The organism is Synechococcus sp. CBW1002 (genome assembly GCF_015840915.1).
Lineage (GTDB): Bacteria > Cyanobacteriota > Cyanobacteriia > PCC-6307 > Cyanobiaceae > CBW1002.
Genome location: NZ_CP060398.1, coordinates 3394466 through 3406189 on the forward strand (window position 1 = coordinate 3394466; position 11724 = coordinate 3406189).

At 66.2% G+C, this 11724-nt stretch carries 10 protein-coding genes, 1 other RNA gene and 1 pseudogene; 7 read left to right on the forward strand and 5 right to left on the reverse strand.

The window, feature by feature from the left end; translation table 11 throughout:
- The first annotated feature begins 9 nt into the window (after positions 1-9).
- Positions 10-519 (forward strand): transposase, encoded by a 510-nt coding sequence (locus H8F24_RS16775; RefSeq protein ID WP_197170293.1) that lies wholly within the window; start codon positions 10-12, stop codon positions 517-519.
- Entirely contained in the window at positions 495-1574 is a 1080-nt protein-coding gene (locus H8F24_RS16780) for an IS3 family transposase (RefSeq protein ID WP_197170294.1), read from the forward strand. Before H8F24_RS16775 ends, H8F24_RS16780 begins: the two co-directional genes overlap by 25 nt.
- 183 nt (positions 1575-1757) lie before the next feature.
- Here the strand turns inward: H8F24_RS16780 and H8F24_RS16785 are convergent, their stop codons facing one another.
- Entirely contained in the window at positions 1758-3044 is a 1287-nt protein-coding gene (locus tag H8F24_RS16785) for a transposase (RefSeq protein WP_197170295.1), read from the reverse strand.
- Between the two features lie 187 nt (positions 3045-3231).
- Positions 3232-3384 (reverse strand): annotated as a pseudogene (locus H8F24_RS16790) (IS256 family transposase); the annotation flags it as partial.
- Positions 3385-3461: 77 nt separating this feature from the next.
- On the opposite strand from H8F24_RS16790, the gene H8F24_RS19745 reads away from it, so the two are divergent.
- Complete coding sequence (locus H8F24_RS19745; protein WP_231597691.1) at positions 3462-3749, forward strand: transposase; 288 nt, start codon at positions 3462-3464, stop codon at positions 3747-3749.
- A 49-nt stretch (positions 3750-3798) separates the two neighbouring features.
- Positions 3799-4632, forward strand: a complete 834-nt coding sequence (locus H8F24_RS16795; RefSeq protein ID WP_231598221.1) for an IS3 family transposase — start codon at positions 3799-3801, stop codon at positions 4630-4632.
- 645 nt (positions 4633-5277) lie between these two features.
- Here the strand turns inward: H8F24_RS16795 and ssrS are convergent.
- The 3 genes from ssrS to H8F24_RS16810 form a co-directional block, all read right to left on the reverse strand.
- A non-coding RNA gene (gene ssrS, locus H8F24_RS16800) (6S RNA) lies at positions 5278-5459 on the reverse strand.
- A 6-nt stretch (positions 5460-5465) separates the two neighbouring features.
- Positions 5466-6809, reverse strand: a complete 1344-nt coding sequence (locus H8F24_RS16805) for a 5-(carboxyamino)imidazole ribonucleotide synthase (protein WP_197170297.1) — start codon at positions 6807-6809, stop codon at positions 5466-5468.
- Positions 6810-6882: 73 nt separating this feature from the next.
- On the reverse strand, positions 6883-7809 hold the full coding sequence (locus H8F24_RS16810; protein ID WP_197170298.1) for a carbohydrate ABC transporter permease: 927 nt from the start codon (positions 7807-7809) through the stop codon (positions 6883-6885).
- Positions 7810-7869: 60 nt separating this feature from the next.
- On the opposite strand from H8F24_RS16810, the gene recQ reads away from it, so the two are divergent.
- The 3 genes from recQ to H8F24_RS16825 all read left to right on the forward strand — a co-directional run bounded on the left by recQ (position 7870) and on the right by H8F24_RS16825 (position 11713).
- Positions 7870-9714, forward strand: coding sequence for a DNA helicase RecQ (recQ, locus tag H8F24_RS16815; RefSeq protein ID WP_197170299.1), 1845 nt, complete (start codon positions 7870-7872; stop codon positions 9712-9714).
- Positions 9715-9743: 29 nt separating this feature from the next.
- Entirely contained in the window at positions 9744-10928 is a 1185-nt protein-coding gene (aroB, locus tag H8F24_RS16820; protein WP_197170300.1) for a 3-dehydroquinate synthase, read from the forward strand.
- A gap of 125 nt (positions 10929-11053) precedes the next feature.
- On the forward strand, positions 11054-11713 hold the full coding sequence (locus H8F24_RS16825) for an SDR family oxidoreductase (protein ID WP_197170301.1): 660 nt from the start codon (positions 11054-11056) through the stop codon (positions 11711-11713).
- The last annotated feature ends 11 nt before the right edge of the window (positions 11714-11724 follow it).

Sequence of the window (11724 nt, forward strand, 5' to 3'; positions counted from 1 at the left end):
CCGAGGACCATGAAACCGATTTATGACCAGGCCGTGCGGGCTGAGATCCGCAATCGCATGAGCCCGCCCAACCGAGAGAGCGTGGCCGAGATCGCTCGCTCCACCGGCATCACTACCCAGACCCTCTACAACTGGCGCAGTCAGTGGCAGAAAGAGGGCCAGCTGGTGCCGGCCACCAGCAAGCCGCCGGAGCAGTGGGGCGCATCCGACAAACTGGCCGCCGTGATCCAGGCCGCAGGCCTCAGCGGCCCCGATCTCGGCGCTTACTGCCGTGAGCGGGGCCTCTACCCCAAACAGCTTGCCCGCTGGCGCCAGGCCGCTGAGGATGCCAATGGCCCCAGCGCGCCGACCATGACCGACCACAGGGATCTACAGCGCAAAAACCAGGAGCAGGCACGCCAGATCCGGCGCCTTGAACGTGAGTTGCAGAAGAAGGAAAAAGCTCTTTCGGAGGCGGCAACATTGCTGATGCTGTCAAAAAAGCTCGATCAGCTTTGGCTGCAAGAAGAGGAGTCCTGATTCCGTCAGAGCAGAGAAATAAAGCCATGGACTTTCTCCATGAAGGCCTCAATGCAGGAGCTTCCATCAAGGCTGTTGCTGATCTGATCGGCATCTGTTCACGCACTCTGCGGCGCTGGGGGCTTGATATCAGCGGCCAGGGATTCAGTGTGGACCGCCGCAAGGGTGCCCCACGTGAAGTGGCTCACAGATTCACGGCAAAAGGGCGGCAGCGGGTGATTGACTCCGTCAATGATCCGCGCTTTGCCGATCTTGCGCCTGCTCAGATCGTGGCCATTCTTGCTGAGGAGAGAATGTATGTGGGTTCAGAGTCGACGATCTATCGCATCATGCGGCAGGAAGGCCTGCTGAATCATCGTGGCAGGGCCCGCTCTCCCCGCGAGCCAAGACCAGTCCCGGTGCTGGAGGCAACAGGAGTTTACCAAGTGCTGGCCTGGGATATCACCCTGTTGCCCGGCCATGTCAAGGGTCAATTCTACTACCTCTACATGGTGATGGATGTGTGGAGCCGCCGCATCCTTGGAGTGGAAGTGCATGAGCGCGAATGCAGCGTGCTCGCCAGCGCATTCTTTGATCGCGTCTGCCGCGATGAAGGAATCAACAAGGAGACTGCTGCGGTCCTGCACTCGGACAATGGCGCCCCCATGCGCTCATTCGCCTTGGCGGCCAAGATGGCGGAGCTGGGTGTTTCGCTCTCGTTCTCCAGGCCGCGCGTCAGCAACGACAACGCCTACGCTGAATCATGGTTCCGTACCATGAAGTACCACCAGAGTTATCCGCTACGGCGCTTCCGGGAACTGCTCTCGGTAAAAGCCTGGGTGGATGGCTTTGTCGAGTGGTACAACGCTGAGCACCGGCACAGCGGCATCAAGTACGTGACGCCCAATCAGCGGCACTACGGCCAGGCCGATGGGATCTGTGCCATCCGGCAGAAGACCTACGAAGAAGCTCGGCAGAAGAATCCGCAGCGCTGGAGTCGTCACATCCGTGACTGGAGCCAGCCACAGGTTGTGAGCATCAACCATCCCCGTCCGCAGCAACCTATCGCTACTTGACCCTCAACAATCCAGGCCCCCGTGGCTGTCCGATGGCGCCCCTCGGTGGGCGCCATCGGACACAGCCGCGAACAGGGGCCGGACGCCCCAACCCCGACCAAAGACAGCCATCGATGACAACGACACCCCGGCCACGGCGACCCTGAACCTCAACCCGCAGTACACTCAAGTTCGGTGCTCAGCTCAGCACCCCGAGCGGACAACTTCCCTGATAGGTCCCGGCTGGTTGTTCTGCCAGAGGTCCTGCAGGCCGCCCAGGAACACCTCCAGCGATCGGTTCTCCGCAGCCAGATCCCTCTCCGTTCGGCTGGCTTGCAAGGCAGAGCCCTCCTCAGCGCTGCCCAGCACCGCCAACTGGCCCTGGCAGCGGCGAATCGTGGCGAGCAAGGCCACCGGGTCACTGCGGCGCCGTAGCTCCCGCCAGGGTTCGGCCGTCTCCTCGCTCAGCACGCCACTGGCCAGCAACCGCTGCAGGGGCGTTCGCGGTGGGTGGTGCTGCCGCTTGATCCGGCCGCCGTCGCGCTCACTGCTTTTGAGCTTGAACGATGGCTGGAACAGGTTGGTGAACAGCCGCAGCGCGCCGTACAGCTCGCCCAGCACCTGGGCCGCCTCCAAACCCTCCAGCCGCTGGTAGCCCACCACCCGGCGCACCAGCATCCCGTTCTTCTGCTCCACCCAGGCCTGGTCATTGCTCTGGTACGCCCGCGATCGGGTGAGCACGATCTGGTGGCCCGGCCGGTCACACCAGGCCTCCATCAGGCTGTTCATGAACACCGGGTCGTTGTCGGCATCGATCCCACGTAGTGGAAACGGCAGTTGCCGGCGGATCAGCTGCAGGGCCGTGAGCACCACCGCGCCATCGCGCACCAGGATCGGCAGGCTTTCGCTCCAGCCCGTGGCGATATCCGTGGCCATCAGAGTCCAAAGAAAGGGGCCCTGCATGCGGCCGCCGCAATGGGCCACCAGATCGATTTCCAGCCAGCCAGGCTCCCTGTGATTGCTCCAGCCCTTGAACGTGCGCACCGGCACCCGCCGCCGCACGGCGCTGTAGGCCCGCGGCGGCCGCCGCCAGTTGTTGGCAGCGCTGGTCTTGCGGATCGGTGCCAGTAGCCGATCGATCGTGGCGCTACTCATCGCCAGCACCTGCTCACGCACCGCAGGCTCCAGGTTCAGGTGGCCGTGTTGCTCCAGCGACTCCACCAGCAGCGGTAGCAGGGCCGCCAGGCGCTTACCGCACAACCGATCACTGGCCTCCCACAACGGCACGAGCGCCGCTGCCGCCTCGGGGCCATAGCGGCGCCGTGGATGGGGCTTGAGGGCCGCCTGATCGAGCGGCCCTTCTGATTCGGCGGGGGCAACAGCCTGGCGGGCCGCGTCCCTTGGCGTGGTGTGGTGTAAATCCCGAGGCCCGATTGCCCTGGACTGAGGGAGAACAGGGGTGAATGACGGGCTGTCATTCTCGAGGCGCATGTGCACCTCGTTATTTCACGATGAATCCAGACGATTGACTTGTCAAGTCTTTCGTCTGGATTGCCGATCGGTTGTGGGCTACACCTGCAATCTTGGTCGTGACGTCTGCGGTGCCGGCCCCCGGGCGGTGATCGCCGCCGCTGCGCCCTGTGGGGGCGCTACGGCGCGATCTCCTGGGGCCTGAGGCTCAGGCCGCTGCTTCTTGCAAGGAAGGCTGCGTGGGCAGCTCCGCCAGTGAGGGGATGGCGGCCATGCTCTCGGCGGAGAACATGCGCCGGCCCTCCAGCTGCCAGTGCTCGTCCTGCTCCAGCAGCACAGCCCCCACCAAGCGGGTGATTGAGGTGGTCTGGCTTTTCTGGACAGGCCCCATCGTTAACCTCTGAGGCGGGGTACCGCCCCTGAAAGGGGCTCCCACCGATGAGCAAGCGCCGCACCCACAGCCCCGAGTTCAAGGCCAGGGTCGCCATGGAGGCGATCAGTGGCCGCAAGACGATCCAGGAGATCGCCGCCGACCACGCCATCCACCCGATCCAGGTGAGCCAGTGGAAGCGGCAGCTCCTGGACGGTGCCAGCGAGCTCTTCACCCGAGGCAAGAAGACCAAGGACAAGGAGGAGGGGCAGGCCAAGGAGGCGGAGCTGTTCCAGCAGATCGGACGGCTGCAGATGGAGCTGGAGTGGCTCAAAAAAAAGTCTCAACTGCTCTGATGCCCGTGAACTGCGCAAGCTGGTCGATCACGACCACCCCGAGCTCAGCATCAGCAGGCAGTGTGCGCTGCTGGGGCTGCCTCGATCCACGCTGTACTACCGGCCGACACCGGTCCGTGTATCGACGCTGCGGATCATGGCCAGGATCGATGCTCTCTACCTGGAGGATCCCTGCAGCGGCAGCCGCCGGATGGTGGACTATCTGGCCCAAGATGGTATCCCGATCAGCCGAGATCGAGTGCGAAACCTCATGCGGCGCATGGGATTACGGGCGATCTACCAGAAGCCCCGGACGACGGTTCCAGGTGATCCGTCCGTGCGGTTCCCCTGCCTGGTGGACCTCACGCAGGTCACGTCGGTGGATCAGGTCTGGGCGACCGACATCACCTACATCCCTCTGCAGAAAGGGTTCCTCTATCTGGTGGCGATCATGGATCTCCATTCCAGGCATGTGCTCAGCTGGAGGCTCTCCAACAGCCTTGACACGAAGTTCTGTCTGGAGGCCCTGGAGATGGCCTTGGGAGGCGGCCGTAGGCCAGAGATCTTCCACTCCGATCAAGGCTGTCAGTTCACGTCCGCTGACTTTGTGGCCAGACTCAAAGGGGAGCGGATCCAGATCAGCTGGTCCGGCAGAAAGCGGTGCTACGACAACATCCTTGTTGAACGGCTGTGGAGGACTGTCAAGTACGAGGAGGTCTACCTACGGGCATACAGCGATGGCTGGGACGCTGAAATCAGCCTGGCCCGCTTCCTGTGGCGGTATTGCCATGTAAGACCTCACAGTTCCCTTGGAGGCAAAACTCCCCACGCGGTCTACACTGAGGCCGAACCATGTTCCACCCGTCCTGGGTTAACGATGTCAGGGGCCGGAACTGTCCAATAAAAGGCACCCACCTCAACAGGAGGGTCGCTGTGCTTCCCTTGATCGCTTAGCGATCAACATAAGGGCACCTCGAAAAGTCGTCCTTTCCGGGACTTCCAGGCCGGGATGACTCAGGCTGGGGAATGAGTCTCACTCGGCTCATCCACGAGGAATTGGGATTTTTCGAGGTGCCCTTAATGACTTCGTACTTGCCAGAAGAACGTTTGACGCCGAAAGGTCTTGATGAAAGTTCTCCTGCTTCGCCAGAGGCTCCTCCCTTGAACAGTGATGGGCATTTTCGAAGCGACTCTGTAAGAGCTTCCCCCTCACCGCCTGAGGCTCAATCTTTCGGAACTCAGACTGGCGTGGAGCTTCAGACAGTTCAATAACCGTCACAACTGGCTTTACATTTCGTCGCAGATTTTTCTGGCGGCTTTAGCGATGCATCAAGTGGCCCAAGCCCCCCCCCATGCCCTACCTGGATGTGCCGCTGCACCATCCGCAAACACGTGGGGAACTCCCATGCCAGGACCGCAGCCTATGAACTGAGCCCTTCAGGCCAGCAAGTCCGCAACTCAACCGGAGGCGCAATCACACGCCCTCTTGGCTCTGACAAGTGGTTCTGACATCTCAGGTCTGACAGCCCGAGACTCATGTCGTAGAAAGGGGTGGACCGCCATGCCGTCTTGCCCCAGTGTTCGACCTGGAAGAACCAGGAGGGGGGTCAAAGGCGGGGCTTCGTTTCCGGCTCGAGACCGGTTTACGTTGCCGTCGCTGCAGACCCCCCATATCGAAAGGGAGTCAGATCAGAAAACTGTGAAAGGCAGTCACCAACACAGCAGCCCAAACCCACCTTAAGCGGAAATCGGTGCCCTTCGAGCGTCCTCCAGCCCATCCGGCTGCGCCGCAGGCAGGGGCCAGATCGTGCGCACCTCGGCCAGGCGCCGCTCGGCCTCGGTGGCCCGGGCCTCATGGCTGGCTCCCTTCAGCAACAGGGTGACGTGACCCAGCTTGCGCCCCAGGCTGCTGCCGGTCTTGTCATACCAATGCACATGGGCTGCAGGCAGCTGGGCCAGGGCAGCGCGCTGGGGACCGTAGTCGGCGTTGCCCTGCTCGAATCCGAGCAGGTTCACCATCAGGGCACCGGGCACCGTCAGGTCGGGGGAGGCGATCGGCAGGTCGGCCACGATGCGCACCTGCTGGGCGAACTGGCTGGTGCGTGCCGCCTCGATCGTGTAGTGGCCGGAATTGTGGGTCCGGGGCGCGATCTCATTGATCAACAACCCGGCGGGTCCGTAGAAGAACTCGATCGAGAGCACCCCCACGTAGTCCAGGGCCGTGAGCAGGGAGGAGGCCACATTGCGGGCGTAGGCCTGCACCGCATGGGGTACGGCCGCTGGGGCGAGCACCCAGTCGCACACCTGCTGATGCTGGTGGGTCTGCACCACCGGGTAGCAAAGCACCCGGCCATGCCGGTCGCGGCAGGCCACCACCGAGAGCTCCTGTTCAAAGGCGACGAACTCCTCCACGATCCAGGTGGCCGGATCGACACGCTCCAGCAGCTCCTCAAGATCTTCAGGACCCTGGAGCAGGGCGGTGCCCTTGCCGTCGTAGCCGCCGCGAGCCGCCTTGGCCATCAGGGGGTAGCTGAACCCCTGCGGCAGCCTGGGAGCACGGCGATCGCTCGTCGCGGACCCGATGCCATCGGTGTCGGCTGAGGGCAGAGCGGCATCAGCAGAGCCGGCCGGCACGCCGGCGGGGCCTGCAACCGCGGCAGCCGGCACTGGCAAGAGCGGCGGCAAGGCCAGATCCATCGAAAACCAGCGGGGGGACGGCAACTGAAGCCGCTGCTGAAGCTCCCGCTGGCTGCGCTTGCTGATCAGGGGCTGCAGGGCCTCCAGGCTGGGAATGAAGCGGATTCCTTCGGCCGCCAGGGGTGCGAGGGCCTCGAGGTCGAGCCACTCGTTCTCAAAGCTGATCGCGGCGCAATCCTCTGCCAGGCGCCGGGTGGCGGCCGCATCGCTGAGATCGGCCAGCACCAGTTCTGCGGCCAGGGGTGCAGCCGGATCGCTGGCCGAGGGGGTCTGCACATGCAGGGGCACCCCCAGCTCCGCCGCAGCCTGGGCCAGCATCCGGGCCAACTGGCCACCGCCCACCACGCCGATCGCGGCAGCTTTGGAGTCGTCCAGTGGGGTCATCGCACCTCGGTGGGATCGGGGCTGCCGGATCAGGGCGGCGGGATCGGGCCAATCGACGATCCTGCCACTCCGCTCAGGTGAACCCCCGATCGCCGGCGAACAGGTAGCGCAGCAGGCTGAGCAGCAGCACCGCCAGGAAGAGGGCCAGACCCACCGTGCAGGCGTAGCTGATCTCCAGCTCGGCGAAGGCCTGGTCGTAGACGTAATACACCAGGGTTCGGGTGGAATCGGCCGGACCTCCCTGGGTCATCAGATACACCTCCTCGAACACCTTGGTGGCGGCGATCGCCGAAATCACCGCCACGAGGGTGAGGTAGGGGCGCAGCAGCGGCAGGGTGATGTCGAGATGCTTGCGCCAGCCGCTGCTGCCATCGAGTTCGGCGGCCTCGTAGAGGTCGGTGGGGATGCCCTGCAGACCGGCCAGAAAGATCACCATGTAGTAACCGAGGCCCTTCCAGAGGGTCACGAGCATCACCGAGGGCAGGGCCAGCGCGGGCGACGACAGAAAGGCGATCGGCGAGAAGCGCTCCCCCAGCAGGGCCACCAGCCAGCCATTGATCAGGCCGTTCTCGGCATAGAGCCAGCGGAAGGCGATCGCCGCCACCACGATCGACACCAGCACCGGTGTGTAGAAGGCGGCGCGAAACCAGTGGATGCCGGGCAAGGACTGGTTGACCAGCACGGCCAGGGCGAGGGCACCGAGCACGATCGGAGGCACTACCCCCACCAGATAGAGGAAGGTGGTGCCGCTCACCCGGAAGAACATCGGATCGGCGAGCAGGCGGCGCAGGTTGGCCAGGCCGATGAACCGCAGCGGCTCGTTCACGTCCAGCCCCGACTGGGTGAAGCTCATCAGCAGTGCCATCGCCGCTGGGATCAGCACCGACAACGCCAGCAGCAGCAGCGCCGGCGCCAGGAAGGTCCAGGCGCTGCGGGCACCGGTCCCCGGAGCGGCGGCGGCCGGCGGCCTTGGGGAATCCTGGGAGGAAGACCGTGTCATGGCGCCATTGTGGAAGAGAGCAACGGACTGACCACAAGCGTGTCGCAGGGCAACGACAGGGTGGAGGGTGCTATCAACGATCCGCTGCAGGTGCTGCGGCAGGTGTTCGGCTATGCCAGCTTCCGCGGGCCCCAGGAGTCGATCGTGCGCCACGTGATCGACGGCGGCTCGGCCCTGGTGCTGATGCCGACCGGCGGTGGCAAGTCGCTCTGCTTCCAGATTCCGGCCCTGTGCCGGCCCGGGCTGGCGGTGGTGGTCTCACCCCTGATCGCCCTGATGCAGGACCAGGTGGAGGCGCTGCGTCAGGCCGGTGTGGCGGCGGCGGCGCTCCACTCCGCCCTCGATCCGCAGGAGAGTGCCTCCCTCTGGCGCCAGCTGAACGAGGGGGCGTTGGATCTGCTGTACGTCTCGCCGGAGCGACTGCTGGCCGGCGACCTGCTGGAGCGGCTGGCGGAACGGCAACTGGCCCTGTTCGCCATCGATGAAGCCCACTGCGTCTCCCAGTGGGGACACGACTTCCGGCCCGAGTACATCCAGCTGGGAATCCTGGCGGACCGCTTCCCGCAGGTGCCCAGGCTGGCCCTCACAGCCACAGCCGATCCCCGCACCCGTGACGAGATCGTCGACCGGCTGGGCCTGCAGCAGGGTCGGGTGTTCCTGGCCAGCTTCGACCGGCCCAACATCCGCTATCTGCTGCGGGGCAAGGAGGAGCCGAAGGCCCAGCTGCTGCGGTTTCTGGAGGAGCACCGCGGCGATTCCGGCATCGTCTACGCCCGCTCGCGCAGCCGGGTGGACCAGCTGGCGGCGGCGCTGCAGGGGGCCGGCTACAACGCCGTGGGCTATCACGCCGGCATGGAGGCCGCAGAGCGCAGCAGGGCCCTGGATCGTTTCCGCCGCGGCAGCGGTGTGGTGGTGGTGGCCACGATTGCCTTCGGCATGGGCATCGACAAACCGGATGTGCGCTTCGTGGCCCACGTGGACCTGCCCAAGAGCCTGGAGGCGTACTACCAGGAGACGGGCCGGGCCGGCCGCGACGGCCTGCCGGCGGTGGCCTGGATGATCCACGGCCCGGGCGATGTACCCCAGCTGCGCCGCTTCATCGACGACTCCGAGGCCCCCTTGGCCCAGAAGCGGATCGAGCACGGCAAGCTCGACGCCCTGATCGGCTTCACCGAGGCCGCCAGCTGCCGCCGCCAGGTGCTGCTGCGCCACTTCGGCGAAGCGCTGGATCAGCCCTGCGGCAATTGCGACGCCTGCCTCGAACCCCAGAGCCGCCATGACGTGACGGTGGCGGCCCAGAAACTGCTCTCGGCGGTGCACCGCACCGGCCACCGTTTCGGCGCTGCCCATCTGGTCGATGTGCTGCTTGGAGCCAGCACCGAACGGATCCGCAGCCTCGGCCACGACGCCCTGAGCGTGTACGGCATCGGCACGGAGCTCGACAAGGAGCAGTGGCGGGCCCTCATCCGCCAGCTCTGCGCCCTGGGCCTGCTGGAGCCGGTGCCGGAGGGCCATGGCGGCCTGCGCTGGGGAGCCGAGGCCGCCGTGCGGCCGGTCCTGCGCGGTGAGACGCCGCTGGAGTTGCCCCTGCCGCCGCCGCGCAGGGAGCGGCGGCGCAGCAGCGGTCGCAGCAGCTCGGCGGCGGCGGCCGCTTCCACGGACTGGGGCGAGGCCGATCCGCAACTGACGGCGGCCCTGAAGAGCTGGCGCACCGACCAGGCCCGCCAGCAGGGAGTGCCCCCCTACGTGGTGTTCCACGACCGCACCCTGCTGGAGCTCGCCGCCCGCCGGCCCAGCACCCTGGCGGAACTGGGCAGCGTCGGCGGCATCGGCGCCGCCAAGCTGGAGCGTTACGGCACCGACCTGCTGGAGCTGCTCGCCTCCAGCGCCAGTCCGTCGCCGTAGCCTCAGGGCCTATCAGCCGCGCCACAGCGATGAGCACCGCCCTCCAGCCCCTGCGCACGATCGAGGTGGCCCTGGAGCAGAACGGCTATCCGGTGGTGATCGGCGCAGGCGCCCTGGAGCGTCTGGGGGAGCAGATCCGTGACCGTGGGGTCAGGGCCGGCACCAAGGTGCTGGTGGTGACCAATCCGGTGGTGCAGGAGCACTACGGCGCCACCACCCTGGCGAGCCTGTCGGCCGCCGGCTTCGAGGCCAGCACCCTGGTGATCGAAGCCGGCGAAGACCAGAAGACTCCAGCCACCGTGGCCCTGATCCACGACGCCGCCTTCGCCCGCAAGCTGGAGCGCGGCTCGCTGATCGTGGCCCTCGGTGGCGGCGTGGTGGGCGACATGGCCGGCTTCGCCGCCGCCACCTGGCTGCGGGGCATCGCCGTGGTGCAGGTGCCCACCACCCTGCTGGCGATGGTGGATGCGGCGATCGGCGGCAAGACCGGCGTGAACCACGCCGGCGGTAAGAACCTGATCGGCGCCTTCCACCAGCCGAAGCTGGTGCTGATCGATCCGCTCACCCTGGCCACCCTGCCCGAGCGGGAGTTCCGGGCGGGCATGGCCGAGGTGATCAAGTACGGCGTGATCGGCGATCCCGAGTTGTTCGGGGCCCTGGAAGCCGCCGCCACCTCCCCAGTCGGTATTGCACACGCCGGTCTGGCCAGCCGCGAGGCGGTGGGTCCGGCCCTGCTCGACACGCTGCTGCTGCGCTCCGCCGCCGCCAAAGCGCGCGTGGTGGCCGCCGACGAACGGGAAGGGGGCCTGCGGGCGATCCTCAACTACGGCCACACCCTCGGCCATGTGGTGGAGACCCTCAGCGGCTACGGCACCTACCTGCACGGCGAGGCGGTGGGGCTGGGGATGCTGGCCGCCGGCGCCATTGCCGTGGAACGGGGTCTGTGGAGCCAAGACGACCAGGAGCGGCAGCGCCGCCTGATCGCCGCCGCCCAGCTTCCCCTGGCCTGGCCGCCGCTGGAGCCGCAGGCGGTGCTCGCCTGCCTGCAGGGCGACAAGAAGGTGAAGCAGGGCAGGGTGCGCTTCGTGCTGCCCACGGCGATCGGCACGGTGGAGATCCGCGACGACGTGGACACCGCCACGATCCTGGCGGCCCTGGATCGGATCACAGCGCCGGATCGGGTGGATTCCCCGGAGCTGATCAGTGCCGTTTGATCAACTCAGCTTGCGCAGTGCTGCCTGATCAGGCCCCCTGGATCGGGATCGGCTGATCGGTACGGTTGATCGAAGCAGCTGGATATGGGCTGGCCTTTTTAGGGTCAGGCAAAACGATCAGAACCATGACTCTGGCGGTGAGCGGCGCCTCCGGCAAGACCGGCTGGCGGGTGGTGCAGGAGGCCCTGAAGCGCGGCCAGGCGGTGCGGGCGATCGTGCGCCCCGAGTCCCAGTTGCCGGCTGGTCTTGAGGGAGCGAAGGTGGTGCGACTGCAGCTCCACGATCAGGTCGCCCTTGCGGCGGCCCTGAGCGGCTGCGATGCTCTGGTGATCGCCACCGGCGCCCGGCCCTCGGTGGATCTGCTCGGCCCCTTGAAGGTGGATGCCCTGGCGATCCGGCACCAGATCGCCGCCTGCCGTGACGCCGGCGTGCAACGGGTGGTGCTGGTGAGTTCACTCTGCGCCGGTCGCTGGCTGCACCCCCTCAACCTGTTCGGTCTGATCCTGGTGTGGAAACGGCTGGGTGAGACCTGGCTGGAGAGCAGCGGCCTCGACTGGACCGTGATCCGGCCCGGGGGACTGAGCGAGCGGGAGGAGGGTCTGGAGAGCGAGGGTGTGCGGTTCAGCGGCCCCGACGAGCAGGAGAGCGACAGCATTCCCCGGCGGCTGGTGGCCCAGGTGTGCCTGGAGGCCCTCGAGACCCCGGCCAGCATCGGCCACATCGTGGAGATCACCAGCAGCGATGCTCTGCCGCCCCAGAGCCTGGGCACCTGGCTGGGGGCCTGAGCTCACCACCG